Raw genomic sequence first — 17,267 nt, 5'->3', positions numbered from 1 at the left:
GCCCTTCCCGGTGAGCGGGCCCCGGGAAGGGCCAGTAATACGGGGTCTCCGGGGCCGGTAACCTTGTGCGGGGCGCGCTCGCGTCCCGCAGAGACCTCCACCCCGCACCAGGAAGGTGTTCCCACCGTGGACAACGGCGCCGCCCGTACCGCTCCGGCTGTGATTGTCGCCATCGACGGCCCCTCCGGCACGGGCAAGTCGAGCACCTCGAAGGCCGTGGCCGCGAAGCTCGGTCTGAGCTACCTGGACACGGGGGCGCAGTACCGCGCCATCACGTGGTGGATGGTCAGCAACGACATCGACATCACGGACACCTCCGCGATCGCCGCCGCCGCGGGCAAGCCGGAGATCGTCTCCGGCACCGACCCGGCCGAGCCGACCATCACGGTCGACGGGACCGACGTCGCCGGCCCGATCCGTACGCAGGAGGTCACCTCCAAGGTCAGCGCGGTCAGCGCGGTGCCCGAGGTGCGTGCCCGCATCACCGAGCTGCAGCGCGCGCTCGCCGCGTCCGCGCCGGCCGGCATCGTCGTCGAGGGCCGGGACATCGGCACCACCGTGCTGCCCGACGCCGACCTGAAGATCTTCCTCACCGCCTCCCCGGAGGCGCGTGCCGCCCGGCGCAGCGGTGAGCTCAAGGGCGCGGACATACACGCGACCCGCGAGGCGCTCGTCAAGCGGGACGCGGCCGACTCCAGCCGCAAGACCTCCCCCCTCGCCAAGGCGGACGACGCGGTCGAGGTGGACACCTCCGACCTCACGCTCCAGCAGGTCATCGAGTGTGTCGTCACCCTCGTCGAGGAGAAGCGGGCCGCCAAGTGAGCGCACCCTCCGCGAGACGCGCCGACGTCGGGCGACGCATCGGCGTCGGTCTGATGTACGGGCTGTGGAAGCCGCGCGTGCTCGGCGCCTGGAAGGTCCCCGCGACCGGACCGGCGATCCTGGCCGTGAACCACTCCCACAACATCGACGGGCCGATGGTCATGGGCGTCGCGCCCAGGCCCACGCACTTCCTGATCAAGAAGGAAGCGTTCGTCGGCCCGCTCGACCCGTTCCTGCTGGGCATCGGCCAGCTCAAGGTCGACCGGGAGATCGCCGACCGTGCCGCCATCACGGACGCCCTCGGCGTCCTGGCGTCCGGCGGAGTCCTCGGGATCTTCCCCGAGGGCACCCGGGGCGAGGGCGACTTCGCCTCGCTGCGGGCCGGGCTCGCGTACTTCGCGGTACGCAGCGGAGCCCCGATCGTCCCCGTGGCGGTCCTGGGAAGCTCCGAGCGGACCAGCAGGCTGACCAAGGCGCTGCCCCCGCTGCGCAGCAGGGTCGACGTCGTCTTCGGAGACCCCTTCGAAGCGGGCGACGGCAGCGGCCGGCGCACGCGACAGGCGCTGGACGAGGCCACCGGCCGCATCCAGAAGCACCTCAGCGCACACCTGGACAACGCCAGACATCTGACCGGACGCCGGGAAAACGCCGGGCGCCCCGCCGGGCGTTAGGCGACACTTAGTAGTGGATCACCCGGTTTGCGGGTGACCCACCGATCACCACGAATGAACGACGAGGTACGGACTTCATGAACGACCACATCCAGCCCGACGGCTCGGCAGAGCACGATCACGGGGCGCTTGGCGATGCCGAGTACGCGGAGTTCATGGAGCTCGCCGCGGAAGAGGGCTTCGACATCGAGGCCGTCGAGGGCGCGATCGAGGAGGCGGGCCACGGCCCGCTGCCCGTCCTCGCCGTCGTCGGCCGCCCGAACGTCGGCAAGTCGACCCTGGTGAACCGCATCATCGGCCGCCGCGAGGCCGTCGTCGAGGACAAGCCCGGCGTCACCCGCGACCGCGTCACCTACGAGGCCGAGTGGGCGGGCCGCCGCTTCAAGCTCGTCGACACCGGCGGTTGGGAGCAGGACGTCCTCGGCATCGACGCGTCCGTCGCCGCCCAGGCCGAGTACGCGATCGAGGCCGCCGACGCCGTCGTCTTCGTCGTCGACGCCAAGGTCGGCGCGACCGACACCGACGAGGCGGTCGTACGTCTCCTCCGCAAGGCCGGCAAGCCCGTCGTCCTGTGCGCCAACAAGGTCGACGGCATGAGCGGCGAGTCCGACGCCTCGTACCTCTGGGCCCTCGGGCTCGGCGAGCCGCACCCGGTCTCCGCGCTGCACGGCCGCGGCACCGGCGACATGCTCGACGCCGTCCTGGAGGCGCTGCCCGAGGCCCCGGCGCAGACCTTCGGCACCGCGGTCGGCGGCCCCCGCCGCATCGCCCTCATCGGCCGCCCGAACGTCGGCAAGTCCTCGCTGCTGAACAAGGTGGCGAACGAGGACCGCGTGGTCGTCAACGAGATCGCGGGCACCACCCGTGACCCCGTCGACGAGCTCATCGAACTCGGCGGCATCACCTGGAAGTTCGTCGACACGGCGGGCATCCGCAAGCGCGTCCACCTCCAGCAGGGCGCGGACTACTACGCCTCGCTGCGCACCGCCGCCGCCGTCGAGAAGGCCGAGGTCGCGGTCATCCTGATCGACGCGTCCGAGACCATCTCGGTGCAGGACCAGCGCATCGTCACCATGGCCGTCGACGCCGGCCGCGCCATCGTCCTCGCCTTCAACAAGTGGGACACCCTCGACGAGGAGCGCCGCTACTACCTGGAGCGGGAGATCGAGACCGAGCTCGCCCAGGTGGCCTGGGCGCCCCGGGTGAACGTCTCGGCCCGCACCGGCCGGCACATGGAGAAGCTCGTCCCGGCGATCGAGACGGCCCTGGACGGCTGGGAGACCCGCGTCCCGACCGGCCGCCTGAACGCCTTCCTCGGCGAGCTGGTCGCCGCCCACCCGCACCCGGTCCGCGGCGGCAAGCAGCCCCGCATCCTGTTCGGCACGCAGGCGGGCACCAAGCCCCCGCGGTTCGTGCTCTTCGCCTCAGGCTTCATCGAGCACGGCTACCGCCGCTTCATCGAGCGCCGGCTGCGCGAGGAGTTCGGCTTCGCGGGCACGCCGATCCACATCTCGGTGCGGGTGCGCGAGAAGCGCGGCGCGAACAAGAAGAAGTAACGCCCACGGGCGAAACGTGAGGGGCGGCTCCCCCGGGGAGCCGCCCCTCACGCGTCCTCGCTCACGGTCCTCGCCGCTACAGGCCCCTGCGGGGGGCGGGCGGCAGCGCGGCCGGGATGTGGTGCGTCCCGGCGCCGTGCCGGCCGGAGCCCGGCTGCCAGGGGGACGTCGTGGTCGAGGTGTGCGCGTGCTGTGCGGCGATCTGCCGGGCCGTCTGCGCTCCCGCGCTGTACGAGCTGTACGTGCCCGACGAGCTGAACGAGTTCGAACCGCGCCCGAGGATCCCGAAGGCCTTGAAGCCCATGTTCTCCTCGCCGTGACGGTCGCCGGGCAGGGTCCTGAACGCCCTGATCCACTCGGCGTAGAGCGCGTCGTAGATCGGCGTGGCCGATGAGCCGGCCTGATGGGAGTCCAGCACCCGACTCGACGCCTGCACCTCTCTGCTCGAACGGAGGGGGGAGCCAGAGGGGGGGACCGGCTGGAACGGCCGGTTGCCGGGGACGTCGTAGGTGTGCACGTACGTGCCAACGACCCCGCCGCCCAACGGATGCGGCCGGAACGGTCATTTCGCGGGCGGTCCGGAGTGACCGGCGCGCGCGGGGGCGCGGGGAACCGCGCGGGCACCCCGGGGCGGCCGATGCCGGCCGCCCCGCCCGCGGTTCCCCGCCCTGCCCGTCGGCCGGTCTCAGATGCCGGCGAGCGGCATCGCCGCCGCGACCAGCTTGCCGTTTGCCGCCGCCTTGTCGAGCGCGTCGCGCAGCAGGTCCTCCCGCGGCTGACGGCCGATCGAGCCGACCGGCGCCGCGAACAGGAGCACCTGCTGGAGCTTGTTCGCGGCGGCGCGCCAGCCGTCGGTGACCTGGAGCGCCTGGTGGGCCTGCCACCAGGCGACGGGCGAGCCGCCGCCGGTGCCCGGCTGGAGCACGGCGTGGAGCTGGCCCGCCGCGAGCAGGACGGACCAGCCGTGCAGGACCGGCGGCACCGAGTGCAGCTCGGTCGCGGGCATGAAGCCCTGCTCGATCAGCAGGGGCAGGAAGTCGTCGCCGATGTCGGTCGAGCCCGGTCGCACGATCGGCCCTGTCGGCTCGACCACGAGTGCCGGGTGCAGCTCGCCGTTGATCAGGACGAGTCCGCTGGTGACACCGAGCACGGCCTGCTCGGGGACGGGGTCGGCGGGCGCGCCGTCGGGGTGGATCGAGCGGACGGCGCCCTGGAGTTGTTCCTCGGTGACCTGGACGACCTGCGAGGGCAGGCAGGTGGCGTGGGCGAAGGCGAGGACGGCGGTCTCGTCGCCGATGAACAGGACGGTGCTGGTCCGCTCCTGTTCCGAGTCGCCCGGGGTGCGGCACGACGTGCAGTCGTAACTGCCGGGGGCGTTCTCTCCGGCCAGCAGCCGGTCGGCTTCTTCGTCGCCGATCTCGGCGCGTACGTCGTCGCTGACGTCGAGCATGCGCGGCACGGTGGCTCCTCGGGATGCGGTGCGTGGCGGTGCCGGGTGGCTCCCGGCCCATGAATCGGGGGTTCCCGGCTCATGAAGATGTCAACGGGTGATCTGTGGCCGGAGTCACGCCCGAGGGCGAACGGAATCGAACCATCCGACGCCCAGGGTGAAGACGCCCCCGGAATTGGTTACTCCCAGTCAACTTCCAAGAGGCCTAAGGAAGTTGACTGGGTGAAGTAAGTCACAGATCACACCGGGCGCGGGTCGACAAATCCGGAAATCACCCAATGAAGTGGGTGGCCGAAAATCGATGATACTTGCGGTAACTGCTAACTGGCCTCGAATGACAAGGAGTTGGTTGATATCGGGGCGCCGGGGTCCATAGATTCCTGCGCCGTGTGCAACGAGCACCGCTCGGGAACGTCCGCCGGCCGATCCGCTTCGGATCACAGCACGCCGCCGGTGGACGGGTCGGAGCGCGAGGGCCGCGTCCTACGCGCAGGTCACCGCGTCCCGTCCTGGGGGACCCCGGGTGTTTCGAGAGGGAAATACATGTCCGCATGTGCCGACAGCACTCACGAGAACGGCCACAAGGCTCGTACGGCGAACAAGACACGTACGACGGCGGTCCTCGCCGGGGCGGCACTGCTCGCCCCGCTCGGACTGCTCGCCGCGACCGGCGACGCCACGGCGGCCGACAGTGGAGTGTGGGACCGCATCGCCCAGTGCGAGAGCGGCGGCAACTGGCACATCAACACCGGCAACGGCTACTACGGGGGACTCCAGTTCTCCGCCGGCACCTGGCGCGCCTACGGCGGCGCGGCGTACGCGCCGACCGCCGACAAGGCCTCCAGGAGCGCGCAGATAGCCGTCGCGACCAAGGTCCAGGGCGCACAGGGATGGGGCGCCTGGCCCACCTGCTCTGCCCGCGCCGGCGCCTACGGCAACGCGCCCGGCTCCTCGGGCTCCGGGCGGTCGACGGGTTCCGCGAGCGCCAAGGCGGCCTCGAAGCCGGCACAGAAGTCCGTCCCGGCAAGGCGGGAAGCGGCAAAGACGCCGTCCCGTACGCCGGGCCACGTGAACCGCGGCTCGTCCCGCGGCGACTACACCGTCCGTGAAGGCGACACCCTGAGTGCCATCGCCGCGCGGCACGGGACCACCTGGCGGAAGATCTACGCCGCCAACCAGTCCGTGATCGGCGGTGATCCCGACCTGATCGTGCCCGGCCAGCGGCTCGACATCTGAGCCACGCTCCCCCTCGCGCCGGGCACGGACCCGGTCCGGTCCTCAGGACCGGACCGGGTGGGGCGTGACCGCGGGCGAGCCTCGCGGACATGCCTCGGGCCCCGCCCGGTCCTCCGACCGGGTGGGGCCCCGGGCGTGCCGGGCGTGGGCTCGTCGGGTGGGCGGGACGCGCTGCTTAGCGTGGCCCGATGTCCTTCATGCCGAGCAGGCGGATTCCGCCGACCGCACGCACCGCGTCCCGGCTGCCGACCGCTCGTGTGCGGTACGCCGCCGCCGTGGCCGCCGTACTGGCCGCCCTCGTCCCCGGCACCGCGAACGCCGCGGACACGGCGGCACCGCCCCCGCTCCCGGGTCCCGGATCCGTCCGCGGGGCCTTCGACTGCGCGAACGACGAGTGGCCCTGGACCTGTCTGGCCGAGTGCGAGAGCGGCGGCCGCTGGCACATCAACACCGGGAACGGCTTCTACGGCGGCCTCCAGTTCTGGCAGCCCACCTGGGTCGCGTTCGGAGGGCTCGCCTACGCGCCGCGCGCCGATCTCGCCACCCGCGCCCAGCAGATCAAGGTCGCCAAGAAGGTGCAGGCCGTCCAGGGCTGGGGCGCCTGGCCCGAGTGCTCCAGGACGTACGGACTCCAGGGGCCCTTCCACGTGGTGAAGGCGGGCGAGACGCTCGTGTCGATCGCCCGCAAGTACAAGGTGCAGGGTGGCTGGCGCACGCTCTACAACGTCAACAAGAAGAAGATCGGCGCCAGCCCCGACCGGCTGGTCAAGGGCCTCCAGCTCGTCATCCCGAGGGCGGCGGGCGCATCCCGCGCCGGGGGTCCCGTCCTGTTCGGGCCGCCCCTGAACCCGGTGGCCCACCACTCCGCGCCACCGTCTCCGTGGCCTCTCCGCTGAACACGACCGCGCCACGGCGCAGTTCGTGCACGTACGTCGTCCGGCCCGGCCGCTCGCGCAGTCCCGGCGGCAGCCGCTGCTCGGCGATCACCACGCACGCGTCGAGAGCGCCCAGGAGCGCGTACGTCCGGGCCGCGACCGCTGGCGACATGCCCTGCGCCGGTTCGTCGACGAGCACCACGCGCGCGCGGGCCGCCAGGGCGCGGGTCAGGGCCAGCATGCGCTGTTCGCCGCCGGAGAGGGTCCCCGCGCGGCGGGGGAGCAGCGGGGCCAGTTCCGGGTAGGCCTCCAGGGCCGCCGGGAGGTCGGCCGCCCCGAGTTCCAGGTTCTCGCGGACGGTCAGGGAACCGAACACCGCCCGGCGCTCCGGGACGAGGCACAGCCCGCGCCGGGCCCGCTCGAACGCGGGCAGGCGGGTCACGTCGGCGCCGTCCCAGACGACGGCGCCGGCCGCGAGCGGCACGGTCCCGGCGAGGGCACGCAGCGCCGTCGTACGGCCGGAGCCGTTGCGTCCCAGCAGCACGGTGAGGCCGGGGCCGGGGGCCACCAGGCTCACGCCGTGCAGGGCCTCCAGGGGGCCGTAGCGTACGCGCGCGGCGCGCAGGGCGATGCTCATCCGCCGGTCCCCGTGTCCAGGACGCGGTCGGCGGGACCCGAGGTGACGATCCGTCCGGCCGCCATCACGTGGACGGTGTGCGCCAGGTCGGCGACCAGATCGAGGTCGTGCTCGACCACCAGGAGGGCCATGCCGTCCGCGGCCAGCGCCCGCAGGACCCGGGCCAGCGCGGCCACCTCGGTGGTGTCGAGACCGGCCGCGGGCTCGTCGAGCAGCAGCACCCGGGGGTTCCCGGCGAGCGCGCGGGCCAGTTCCACGCGCCGGAGTGTGCCGGTGGGAAGGCCCGCCGCGGGCAGCGACCGCACCGGCCCGTCGAGCCCGAAGAGCCGCAACGCCCGCTCCGCCGACCCCCGATCGACGGTACGGCCGCCCTGTTCGGCGCCCACGCGCACGTTCTCGGCGACGGTCAGCGACGGGAAGACGGCCAGTTGCTGGAAGGTCCGCGCGATGCCCAGCCGGGTCCTGGCGTGCGCCGCCAGCCGTGTGATGTCCCGCCCTCCGAGCAGCACCTGACCGCCCGAGGGGCGCAGGGTGCCGGCGAGACAGTGGAAGAGGGTGCTCTTCCCGGCCCCGTTGGGTCCCACGACCGCGGTGACCCGGCCGGTTGGGACGTCGAGGGCGACCTCGTCGAGGGCGGTGAACCCGCCGTGGACGACGCGAAGCCGACGGGCGGTCAGCAACGGCCCGCCCGAACCCCCGGACCGGACTCCTCCGCCCCCGGCCCACCGCCCCGGTCCACCTCGGCCCCCGGCCCGCGTTCCCGCGCCGACACCTCCGGCGGACGAGACGGACGCGGTCGCGCCCGCGCGGGGTCCGGGGTCCCGGCCCGTGCCGGTGGGCGCGGTGGGACTCGGACGAGGCCCGGTCTCCTGGCCGGTGTCGGTGGGCGCCGTGGGACTCGGGCGGGGTCCGGTCTTCCGGCCGGTGTCGGTCGGCGTGGCGGGTTCCGGGTGTGGTCCGGTTTTCCGGCCGGTGTCGGCGCCCGCCGTGGGGCGCGGGCGAGGCTCGCCTTTCCGGCCGGTGTCGGTCGGCGTGGTGGGACTCGGGCCCTGTCCGGCTTCTCGGTGCGGGTCGGCGGTGGCAGGGCCCGGACGTGGTCGGGCTTTCGGGCTGATGCCGGCTGGTGCCGCCGGACGTCGGCGGGGCGGCCCGGGTTCCCCGGCGGGGCCGGTCGCCGCGGGGGCCGCGGCGCCCTCCGCCGCCCTGGCCCCCGTGGCCGCCATGGCGTCCTTCGCCGGCAATGATCCCCGGCCCGCCGGGGGCCCGACTGCTGCGAGGTGGCCCCTGTCGGCGGTGCGCAGGTGGCGGCGGGCCCGGGTGCCCAGAGGGGTCAGGGTCGCCCGGGGGCGGCGGCGCCGGGACGTGGCCGTGCGCAGGGCCTCGTACGGGCCCTCGGGGAAGCGGCCGACGAGGACGGCGAGGAGGCCGATCAGGGCGGCCGCCACCCCGCCGCGAGCCCCCGCGTCCAGCCCGACGAGCAGTGCCGCGGCGACGAGCGCCCCGAGGACGCTGTCGGCGCCGAGCACGACGACCGCCGCGAACCAGAGCAGACTGCGGACCGGGTCGTACTGGGCGGCGTCGAAGGCGCGCAGCCCCATGCCGAGCATGCCCCCGCCCAGCGCGGCCAGCGCGGCCCCCGCGACGAACGCGGTCAGTTTCAGCTCCGGGACGCGGACGCCCGCCGCCGACGCGCCCGCCTCGTGGTCCCGCATGGCGGCGAGGGCCCGGCCCGTCCTGCCCCGGCGCAGGGTGTGCGCGGCGAGCAGGGCGGCGGCCAGCAGGACGAGTTCGAGGACGTAGTACGCGCGGTCCCCGCCGAATCCGGCCGGCCGGCCCAGGGACAGGCCCGCCACCGCGTACGGCTGCGCGAACACGAACCGGCTGACACCCACACCCACCGCGAAGGTGGCCACCGCGAGCGCCAGACCGTGCCGTTCGATGGCCGGCCAGCCGGTCAGCACACCGAGCGGGGCCACCAGGAGCACGGCCACCGCGAGCGCGGCCAGTTCGGGCAGCCGGGGCAGCCCGGGGAACCGGCCCGCGGCCAGCAGCGCCGTGAACAGGGCGCCGAGACCGGCGTACGCGGCCTGCCCCAGCGAGATCTGGCCGCCGCGGCCGGTGACCACGACCAACGACAGCAGGACGACACCGAGCGCGGGCACCTGCACCGCCGTGTGCAGGTCCGAGCCCGCGAACCCCAGCGGCAGCAGGAACAGCACGACGGCCACGGCCCGGGCCCCGGGCGGCGTCGGCACGCGGACCGTCGCCGGGCGCGGGAGCGCGTCACGGGTGCCGATGCCGGGCAGGACGAGCGCGGCGACGAGCAGCGCGACCACGAAGAGGTTGGCGCCGACCGCCAGGAGCAGCGGCTCCGCCCAGCCCGAGGGGTGCAGCCGGGTGAGCTGGCTCTGGGCGACACCGATGCCGAGCGCGACCACGATCGCCACCGGGAGGCTGCGCATCCGGGCCGCCACGGCGACCGCCATGACCTCGATGACGAGCAGCGGCAGCCCGTACGGGTCGAGCCGCACGTACGGCGCGAGGAGCACGCCGGTCAGGCCCGCCGTGAACGAGCCGAACGCCCAGCCCGCCGCGGCCACCCGGTCCGCGTCGATCCCGCCGAGCACCGCGAGCGGCCGGTCGTCGACGACCGCCCGCAGCTCCGTTCCGAAGCGGGTCCAGCGGGTCACCGCGCCCACCCCGGCGGCCAGCACGGCGGCCACCGCGAGCTGTCCCCACGGATCCGCCGACACCAGCGTCGGCGCGTCCGCCCGCGCGCCGGTGCCCCACACGAGCACCGCCCCGCCGACCAGCAGCACGAAGACCCCGATGCTCGCGACGAGGGTCTGCGCCGGGTCCCCGTCGAGGAGGGCCAGTGGCCGGAACACGAAGTACTCCAAGGCCATCCCGATCGCCGGGGCCACCAGCAGCAGGGTCACCGACGCGCCGAGCGCGAGCGGCCAGCCCCACTCGACCGTGAACTGGCGCAGCAGATACGCGCACACCATCGCGATCGCGCCGTGCGCGAAGTTGAGCACGCCGGTGGCGCGATAGGTGACGATCAGCCCGATCCCGGTGAGCGCGGCGGCGGCACCGATCGAGAGCCCGGCCAGCGTGAGGTCGTACGTCAACGAGGACATCAGTCGCCCGGACCGGCTGAGTCGCCCGGACCGGCGGAGTCGCCGGGACCGGCGGAGGGGGCTTCCTCGGCGCCGGGCTCGCAGATCGGGCACGGTCCCAGGTCCCCGCTCGCGAGGACGCGCGAGTCGGCCGGCACGGCCTCCGGCTTCCCGGCCACCAAGGGGCAGTCCGCGCGGTGGTACAGGGTGCCGCCGGGCACCATCAGGAGGTCTCCGCCGGCGCCCACCGGCACGGCCGGCGGCGGCCCCGGCTCCTCGGCGTCGGCGGCCCCGGCCGCCACCAGCAGCCCGTACAGCTCCTCGACGCGCGCCGTCGCCGAGGCGTTCCGGCCATGGGTGAGCAGCACCGCGCCGGCGATGATCAGCGCGGCACCGGGCACCGTGCAGGAGGCGAGATAGGGGAGCTGGCGTTCCGCGTACCGCTCGCCCGAGATGCCGTACCAGCCGATGACACACAGCACGGCCCCGGCGGCCAGCGCGGCCCAGCCGGCCCACAGGACGGGGTGCGCGCCCCGCAGTCGAGCTGTCCGCATCCGGACTCCCACACGTCGGGTATCTGTCCATGTCAGCCGATGGCTTGCACTATGCCTTCTGGAAGCTGACCCTGAAAGCACCGGGCGCCTTTGGCCCGGACCGACACCCGGTGGTGAGCCAGATGGTTCTCGGGAGCGACCTCAAGCGGGGGAACGTCGGGTCAGTGGCGGCGGCAGCGGTTCTCGTCCTCGCCGCGGCCCTCACGGCGTGCAGCGACGACAACGGCGGCGGCGGGAGTTCCGCGTCGCCCACACCCACGGCGGAACAGTCCACCGCCACGGCTCCGGCCGACCCGGCCGCGGCCCAGCAGGAGATCAAGCAGAACTGGGAGAAGTTCTTCGACCCGGCCGTCTCGGCGAAGGACAAGCTGGCCGTCCTGGAGAACGGTGAGCGGATGGCCCCGGTGCTGCAGGGCTTCAACGGTGACCAGCGCGGTCAGCAGGTGAAGTCGAACGTGGAGAAGATCGAGTTCACCTCGCCGACCGAGGCGAACGTGACCTACACGCTCACCCTGAACGGCGCCACCGCCCTGCCGAACGCCTCGGGGACGGCCGTCGAGCAGAACGGCACCTGGAAGGTTTCCGTCAAAACGCTCTGCGCGCTGGTGCAGCTCAGCGGCAACGGGTCGTCGAGTCCCGTCCCGGGCTGCTGATCAGCGGTGCGGCGCACAGCGACCGGCGCCGCCGTCGCGGGCCTGCTGCTCCTGCTCGGCACGGCCTGCGGCAGCCGGCTCCCCGAGAGCGACTTCGAGAACCGCGCCACGCCCACACCCCGGGCGTCCGCCGAGCCGATCCGCGTCGGCGTCATCAGCAGCGCCACCAGCCCCGTCGGCGCCTCCGCGTTCACCGGACCGCGTGACGGGGCGAAGGCCTGGTTCGACCGGCTCGACGCCCGGGGCGGCATCGACGGGCGGCGGGTCGAGGTGCGGACGTGCGACGACGGCGGCAGCGGTGTCGGCAACAGCGCCTGCGTGCGCCGGCTGATCGACCAGGACAAGGTCGTCGCCCTCGTCGCCACGACCGCGCTCGACTACGCGGGCGCCTCCCAGGTGTCCCGCGCGGGCGTGCCCGACATCGGCGGCCAGCCCATCGGCGCCGCCTACGACACGTATCCGCATCTGTACGGGATCTACGGCAGCCTCGCGCCACGCCACGGCACGCCCGGCTGGGGCGGCGAGCTGTACGGCGGCACCGAGGTCTACCGCTACTTCAAGCGCGTCCACGGTGCCCGTACGGCCGCCGTCGTCTCCTACAACCAGTCCGCCTCCGCCGCCTACGCCCGGCTGGTCACCGAGGGGCTCAGGGCCGAGGGCTACCGGGTCGTCTCCGAACAGGTCGACTTCGCGCTGCCCGACTTCCGGGCCGCCGCGGCCGACCTGAAGGCACAGCACGCGGACCTCGTCTTCGACGCCCTCGACACCCATGGCAACTCCCAGCTCTGCAAGGCCATGGACGATGTCGGCGCCCACGTCACCGCCAAGGTGACCAACGTCCAGAACTGGACGTCCGGCGTGCCCGAGGACTACAAGGACGCGCCGCGCTGCCGCAACGCGCTGTGGGCCACCGGGTCGAGCCGCAACTACGAGGACACCGGCGACACCGCCGTACGGGAGTTCCGCGACGCGACGAAGGGGCTGTCGACCCACTCCCAGTGGCAACTGGAGGGATGGGCGGCGGCCCGGTGGTTCACGGACGCGGCCGGGTCCTGCGCGCGTACGGGCATCACCCGGGGGTGCGTCGACGCGTTCATGAACCGGGGCGAGCCCTACACCGCGGGCGGCCTGCTGCTCCCCGTCACCTACGAGCGGTTGGCCGAGCCGCCGAAGACGCGCCGGACGTGCCTCTCGGTGGCCCGCTGGCGCGACGGCAGGGGCTGGGTCACCCAGGGCGACATGAACACGAACTGCTTCGACGTACCGCAGATCGCCTACCGCCCGTGAAGCCCGTGAAGCCCGTGAATCCGTGAAGCCCGTAACGGGACGGCGCCTTGCGGACAGTGGCTGTCCGCGAGCGCTGGCAGACTCGGCGGCATGTTGGAGACATCCGCACGACTGCTGCGCCTGCTCTCACTGCTGCAGGCCCACCGCGACTGGTCGGGCGCGGACCTCGCCGAGCGGCTGGGCGTCACCGCACGCACCGTCCGCCGTGACGTGGACCGGCTGCGCGAGCTCGGCTATCCCGTCAACGCCAGCCCCGGTACGGGCGGCGGGTACCAGCTCGGCGCGGGGGCCGAACTGCCGCCGCTGCTCCTGGACGACGACGAGGCCGTCGCGGTGGCCGTGGGGCTGCGCACGGCGGCCGGGCAGGGCATCGAGGGCATCGGCGAGTCCTCCGTACGCGCGCTCGCCAAGCTGGAACAGGTCCTGCCCGGCCGGCTGCGCCGCAGGGTCGGCGCGCTGAACGCCTTCACCGTGCCGATGCTGCGCGGCCCGGGGGCCTCCGTCGTCGATCCCGCCGTCCTCACCGAACTGGCCAACGCCTGCCGTGACAGTGAGCGGCTGCGTTTCGAGTACCGCGACCACGGGGGGTCCTCGACGCGCCGGACCGTCGAGCCGTACCGGCTGGTGTGCACCGAGCACCGCTGGTACCTGGTCGCCTGGGACGTCGACCGCGACGACTGGCGTACCTTCCGGGCCGACCGCGTCACGCCCCGCCCGCCGCACGGACCGCGCTTCACGCCCCGTACGCCACCGGCCGCGAACCTGGCCGAGTACGTCTCCAGGGGCGTCTCCACGGGCGCCTACGCCACGCACGCCGTCGTCCGGCTGCTGGTGCCGCTGGAGGAGGCCGCCGCGCGGATCTCGCCCTCGGCCGGGACCCTGGAGGCCTCGGACGAGGACACCTGCATCCTGCGCACGGGGGCGCCGAGCCTCGACGTCATGGTCGTCCACGTGATGATGACGGGCCTCGACTTCGAGATCCTGGAGCCGCCCGAACTCGGCGACGTGATCAGGACGGCCCGGGACCGGTTGTCCCGGGCGCTGGAGAGGCGGAAGCCCGGGGAATCGAGACCCGCGAAGCAGGGGCCCGGGGACCCCGGCCCCGAGGGGACGCCGGTCACGGTCCACGTGCCGTAGCGGAAGTCCTGGATGCCTCGGAGGCTGTGCGGGGGTTGTGTGCTCGTGGCGTGTATTTCCTATGCGGCGTCAGCTCCCGCGGTCCGGGCCGGAATCGGAGCGGACCGGAATGGAAAAGCGCCGCAGGGCCCGCCCGGGCCACCGCCGCTCACATTCCGCGAGGCTATTCGGGGCGTTCGTACGACGACTCCGAATTGCGTTCGAAGGTGTGCGGAACCCGGAAGCGGCCCCTCATACGGGTGATGGAGTTCGGCGAAACACGTGTCGTGATCCTGTGACAGAAGCGTGACCGGCGGGGGACAGGTGACGCTTCGTCGCCGATCGGGCTTCCACCGCCCGGGCGTGCCGCCTAACGTGGCGGTCATGGCACCCAATCCCCCCTCTCACACAGAGCCGCAGGACGATCCGGAGAGCTATGTCGGGCTGGAGGTGAGCGGGGCGCGCGAGCGTGCGCGGGAGCGCGGCTGGCCGACGGTCCGCTCGTTGCCGCCCGGCGCGATCATCACCATGGAGTACCTGGTGGGGCGGCTGAACTTCGAGGTCACGGACGGTACGGTGACGCGCTGCTGGAAGGGCTGAACTCCCGGCCCCGGCCCCGGCGGCACGCCGCCGCGCCGCACCGGGGTGAGCACCGCCCCACGACGTGCGAAGGCCCCCGGCTCGACGAGCCGGGGGCCTTCACTGTGCGGGGAGAGGTTGTGCGTACCGGCCCCGCGGTCCTCAGCCGCCCGTCAGCGGACGGGCGGCCGCGGCGGTCGCGCGCGTCGGACGGTCCGGATGCGGCGGACGGTCCGGGTGGGCCGGACGGCGGCTGCCCGCCGGTGTCACCGGCGTGCGCTCCGAGCGGGCGGTGTGCGGGCCCGGAGCCAGGTGGACGGGGGATCTGGGCGGGCGGGAGGCGACGGCACCGCGGGCCGGCACCTCGCTGTCCACCGCGGCGGCCCGCGAGGACATGACCGGCGCGGGCACCGGAGAGGGAACCGGGGCGGGCCTGGGCGCGGTGCGGTCGCGACGGGTGCGCCACAGATCGCGCAGCGCGAAGATCCCGGCCTCGGAGCGGGCGATCAGCGGCTCGCACCAGGGCAGCGCCAGCAGGATCAGCAGACCCGCGGCCCAGCCCAGCAGGACATCGCTCAGCCAGTGCGTACCCAGGTAGACGGTGGTGAGGCCGACGCCCAGCGAGGTCACGGCGGACAGCGCCGAGAGCCAGCGTCTGGCTCTCGGGGTCGACGCCAGATAGGCCAGGATTCCCCAGGTCACGACGGCGTTGGCGGTGTGGCCCGAGGGAAATATATCGCCGCCCAGGCCCATCTCGTTCGAGCCGATGGTGATGGCGTAGTGCGGGCCGAGACGGCCCATGCCGAGCTTCGCGGCGCCCACCGTGATGTTGAGCAGCAGCAGGGACGCGCCCAGGGTGAGCAGCGGGCGCAGTGTGTGCTGGCGCCAGGAACGCCAGCCCAGCCATGAGGCGACCATCACCGCGGTGGGGCCGCGCTGGCCGAGTACCACGTAGTAGTCCAGGAACGCATGGATCTCCGGCCACTGCTGGTAGGGCCGGAAGAACATGACCTGCCAGTCGAACCGGACCAGCCACGACGTGATCGCCACGGCCCACACGATCGCCAGGTAGAAGGCCAGGGTCGCCGCGAAGAGGACAACCCTGTGCCGACTCATCTTCGGCACATCGATGTGGGCCGGTCGTTCCGGCTCACGGTCCAGCCGGGCGAAGACCCGGTCCAGACGGGTGAGGTTTCGTTCGGTACGCACTCAATCGACGTTACAGCGAGTGAGCTGCGTTCCAGGCCGAATCACTCGGTTTGTGATGACGATGTGATGTGGGATTCCTCTCAGGATCATGATTAATTCTAATGAATCGCTAATCCCGGGACCCCGGAGCCTTCAATTCCATTGATCGCCGAGGGGCTTCGAGTTTATGGCACTTTTATATTCGTTCACCGAATGATGGCGTGGAATTCGTCGCCCGCTCACCGGTCCCGCGCGGGGTGCCGCGGGGCCGGTCAGGGGGGTCCGGAGCCGTTCAGCCAGAAGGCCCCGTACGCCGCCGAGGCCACGGCGACGCCCCCGAGAATCAGCGCCGACCTGGACGTACGCAGCCGTGCCAGCGCTCTGGCCGGAGGGAACAGGAGGGGGAAGGCGGGCAGCAGCAGGCGCGGTTTCGACCCGAAGTAGCTCGACGCGCACAGGGCGAGCGCGACGACGACCCCCGCGTAGACGAGGAGCGCCGGCGGCTGCCCCTGGCGCACGCATGTCACGTAGAGCGACAGGATCAGCACCACTCCGGCGACCAGGGCGGCACCGGCGAGGGCGGACGGGAACGAGGTGAACTTCTCCGCCACGAAGCGCCCGAAGGCGTAACCGCCGTCGAAGCCGTTGCGCCACCCCGCCTGGACGTCGAGATAGCCGAGCGGGCCCCCGCCGGTGCGATGCCCCACCCACAGCACGTAACCGGCGGCGCCGAGCGGCGCGATGATCATGGCGAGGGCGCGCCGCCACGGACGCGCGCCGTCCGTCCGAGTCGTGCTTCCGCCGTGCCGGCGTTCTCCCACGAACGAGGTAATCGCCGCCACCCACAGGGCCGCGACCACCGCGACTCCCACCGGCCGCGTCAGCCCGGCGAGCGCGGCGAGCAGCCCGGCCGTCAGCCAGCGGCCGGTCAGCACCGCGTACAGCGACCACGCGGCGAGCGCGGTGAACAGGGACTCGCTGTACGCCATCGACTGCACGACGCCGACCGGCAGGACCGCCCACACCAGCGCCGCGCAGACCCCCGCCCGCCGGCCGTGGACGTGGTCGGCGACCGCGAAGATCCCCCAGGCCGCGGTGAGCGAGGCCACCGCGGAGACCAGCAGGCCGGCGTCCGCGTACGACAGCGGTGTCACCGCGTGGACGATCCGCTCCAGCCAGGGCAGCAGCGGGAAGAACGCGAGATTCGCGTGCACGTCACCGTTCGGGAGGCGCACCTCGTAGCCGTAGCCGAGCTCGGCGACCCTGACGTACCAGAGCGAGTCCCAGCGCCCCGACAGCAGCCGGTGGGCGCTCGTGCCGTCCGCCGCGCTCCACACGGCGAGCGTGACGAGGCCCAGGGCGCGGACCGCCGCGTACCCGAGGAGGGCGGGCGCGGCGCGGCGCAGGGCGCCCGCGAGGTTCGTCGCGGCGGGACTGTCGGGTTCGGTCACGGGCTCGATTATCGGCACAGGGCGGAACCGGCAGGCCGCGCGGGGCGTGACGACAGGTGAGCGGCGTGGCGCA

Annotated in this window: 16 protein-coding genes; 9 read left to right on the top strand and 7 right to left on the bottom strand. The window is 73.2% G+C overall.

Annotated features, from left to right (window positions below; all coding sequences use genetic code 11):
- Positions 1-126: 126 nt before the first annotated feature.
- The 3 genes from cmk to der all read left to right on the top strand — a co-directional run bounded on the left by cmk (position 127) and on the right by der (position 3,049).
- The gene (gene cmk, locus ACIQ7M_RS38705) at positions 127-822 is read left to right on the top strand and encodes a (d)CMP kinase (RefSeq protein WP_355768071.1); all 696 of its coding nucleotides are present in this window, start codon (positions 127-129) and stop codon (positions 820-822) included.
- Positions 780-1,493, top strand: coding sequence for a lysophospholipid acyltransferase family protein (locus tag ACIQ7M_RS38700; RefSeq protein WP_403653231.1), 714 nt, complete (start codon positions 780-782; stop codon positions 1,491-1,493). Before cmk ends, ACIQ7M_RS38700 begins: the two co-directional genes overlap by 43 nt.
- 77 nt (positions 1,494-1,570) lie before the next feature.
- Positions 1,571-3,049: a ribosome biogenesis GTPase Der gene (gene der / locus ACIQ7M_RS38695; protein ID WP_355768068.1), complete on the top strand. Its 1,479-nt coding sequence runs from the start codon at positions 1,571-1,573 to the stop codon at positions 3,047-3,049.
- Positions 3,050-3,125: 76 nt separating this feature from the next.
- Here der and ACIQ7M_RS38690 read toward each other — a convergent pair whose 3' ends face one another.
- Together ACIQ7M_RS38690 and ACIQ7M_RS38685 are read right to left on the bottom strand one after the other, a co-directional pair.
- Positions 3,126-3,467, bottom strand: a complete 342-nt coding sequence (locus ACIQ7M_RS38690; RefSeq protein ID WP_403653228.1) for a hypothetical protein — start codon at positions 3,465-3,467, stop codon at positions 3,126-3,128.
- Positions 3,468-3,734: 267 nt separating this feature from the next.
- Positions 3,735-4,508, bottom strand: coding sequence for a hypothetical protein (locus ACIQ7M_RS38685; protein WP_355775669.1), 774 nt, complete (start codon positions 4,506-4,508; stop codon positions 3,735-3,737).
- A gap of 534 nt (positions 4,509-5,042) precedes the next feature.
- Between ACIQ7M_RS38685 and ACIQ7M_RS38680 the strand changes: the two genes are divergently transcribed.
- Positions 5,043-5,735, top strand: coding sequence for a transglycosylase family protein (locus ACIQ7M_RS38680; protein WP_355775671.1), 693 nt, complete (start codon positions 5,043-5,045; stop codon positions 5,733-5,735).
- 188 nt (positions 5,736-5,923) lie between these two features.
- Positions 5,924-6,631, top strand: a complete 708-nt coding sequence (locus ACIQ7M_RS38675) for a transglycosylase family protein (protein WP_403653224.1) — start codon at positions 5,924-5,926, stop codon at positions 6,629-6,631.
- Here ACIQ7M_RS38675 and ACIQ7M_RS38670 read toward each other — a convergent pair.
- The 3 genes from ACIQ7M_RS38670 to ACIQ7M_RS38660 are packed head-to-tail and all read right to left on the bottom strand — an operon-like array spanning position 6,519 to position 10,920.
- Positions 6,519-7,247 (bottom strand): ATP-binding cassette domain-containing protein, encoded by a 729-nt coding sequence (locus ACIQ7M_RS38670; RefSeq protein ID WP_389850007.1) that lies wholly within the window; start codon positions 7,245-7,247, stop codon positions 6,519-6,521. The genes ACIQ7M_RS38675 and ACIQ7M_RS38670 overlap by 113 nt on opposite strands.
- Complete coding sequence (locus ACIQ7M_RS38665) at positions 7,244-10,387, bottom strand: ATP-binding cassette domain-containing protein (protein WP_403653220.1); 3,144 nt, start codon at positions 10,385-10,387, stop codon at positions 7,244-7,246. The genes ACIQ7M_RS38670 and ACIQ7M_RS38665 overlap by 4 nt, the downstream gene beginning before the upstream one ends.
- Positions 10,387-10,920 (bottom strand): hypothetical protein, encoded by a 534-nt coding sequence (locus ACIQ7M_RS38660; protein WP_403653217.1) that lies wholly within the window; start codon positions 10,918-10,920, stop codon positions 10,387-10,389. The genes ACIQ7M_RS38665 and ACIQ7M_RS38660 overlap by 1 nt, the downstream gene beginning before the upstream one ends.
- Before the next feature lie 122 nt (positions 10,921-11,042).
- Here ACIQ7M_RS38660 and ACIQ7M_RS38655 point away from each other — a divergent pair, with 122 nt between their 5' ends.
- From ACIQ7M_RS38655 to ACIQ7M_RS38640, 4 genes are all read left to right on the top strand, one after another.
- Positions 11,043-11,573, top strand: a complete 531-nt coding sequence (locus ACIQ7M_RS38655; RefSeq protein WP_403653214.1) for a hypothetical protein — start codon at positions 11,043-11,045, stop codon at positions 11,571-11,573.
- Positions 11,574-11,579: 6 nt separating this feature from the next.
- Positions 11,580-12,860 carry an ABC transporter substrate-binding protein gene (locus tag ACIQ7M_RS38650; RefSeq protein ID WP_403653211.1) on the top strand — a complete coding sequence of 427 codons (1,281 nt, stop codon included), beginning with the start codon at positions 11,580-11,582 and terminating at the stop codon, positions 12,858-12,860.
- Between the two features lie 90 nt (positions 12,861-12,950).
- Positions 12,951-13,997 carry a helix-turn-helix transcriptional regulator gene (locus tag ACIQ7M_RS38645; RefSeq protein WP_403653208.1) on the top strand — a complete coding sequence of 349 codons (1,047 nt, stop codon included), beginning with the start codon at positions 12,951-12,953 and terminating at the stop codon, positions 13,995-13,997.
- Positions 13,998-14,360: 363 nt separating this feature from the next.
- A complete protein-coding gene (locus ACIQ7M_RS38640) occupies positions 14,361-14,576 on the top strand; it encodes an I78 family peptidase inhibitor (protein ID WP_384802721.1) in 216 nt (71 codons plus the stop codon).
- 141 nt (positions 14,577-14,717) lie between these two features.
- Here the strand turns inward: ACIQ7M_RS38640 and ACIQ7M_RS38635 are convergent, their stop codons facing one another.
- Both ACIQ7M_RS38635 and ACIQ7M_RS38630 read right to left on the bottom strand, forming a co-directional pair.
- Positions 14,718-15,764, bottom strand: coding sequence for a phosphatase PAP2 family protein (locus ACIQ7M_RS38635; protein ID WP_403653205.1), 1,047 nt, complete (start codon positions 15,762-15,764; stop codon positions 14,718-14,720).
- 251 nt (positions 15,765-16,015) lie between these two features.
- Positions 16,016-17,194, bottom strand: a complete 1,179-nt coding sequence (locus ACIQ7M_RS38630; RefSeq protein ID WP_403653202.1) for a glycosyltransferase family 39 protein — start codon at positions 17,192-17,194, stop codon at positions 16,016-16,018.
- Positions 17,195-17,267 lie beyond the last annotated feature (73 nt).

This window comes from Streptomyces sp. NPDC096324 (assembly GCF_044763015.1).
In the GTDB taxonomy this organism is placed as follows: domain Bacteria; phylum Actinomycetota; class Actinomycetes; order Streptomycetales; family Streptomycetaceae; genus Streptomyces.
This window is presented reverse-complemented; position numbering and strand designations above follow the sequence as displayed.

What these genes read in the sequence shown, in the direction of transcription:
- der (WP_355768068.1), top strand. Translation starts at nt 1,571, where the DNA reads ATGAACGACCACATCCAGCCCGACGGCTCGGCAGAGCACGATCACGGG.
- ACIQ7M_RS38680 (WP_355775671.1), top strand. Translation starts at nt 5,043, where the DNA reads ATGTCCGCATGTGCCGACAGCACTCACGAGAACGGCCACAAGGCTCGT.
- ACIQ7M_RS38675 (WP_403653224.1), top strand. Translation starts at nt 5,924, where the DNA reads ATGTCCTTCATGCCGAGCAGGCGGATTCCGCCGACCGCACGCACCGCG.
- ACIQ7M_RS38670 (WP_389850007.1), bottom strand. Translation starts at nt 7,247, where the DNA reads ATGAGCATCGCCCTGCGCGCCGCGCGCGTACGCTACGGCCCCCTGGAG.
- ACIQ7M_RS38665 (WP_403653220.1), bottom strand. Translation starts at nt 10,387, where the DNA reads ATGTCCTCGTTGACGTACGACCTCACGCTGGCCGGGCTCTCGATCGGT.
- ACIQ7M_RS38660 (WP_403653217.1), bottom strand. Translation starts at nt 10,920, where the DNA reads ATGCGGACAGCTCGACTGCGGGGCGCGCACCCCGTCCTGTGGGCCGGC.
- ACIQ7M_RS38655 (WP_403653214.1), top strand. Translation starts at nt 11,043, where the DNA reads ATGGTTCTCGGGAGCGACCTCAAGCGGGGGAACGTCGGGTCAGTGGCG.
- ACIQ7M_RS38645 (WP_403653208.1), top strand. Translation starts at nt 12,951, where the DNA reads ATGTTGGAGACATCCGCACGACTGCTGCGCCTGCTCTCACTGCTGCAG.
- ACIQ7M_RS38640 (WP_384802721.1), top strand. Translation starts at nt 14,361, where the DNA reads ATGGCACCCAATCCCCCCTCTCACACAGAGCCGCAGGACGATCCGGAG.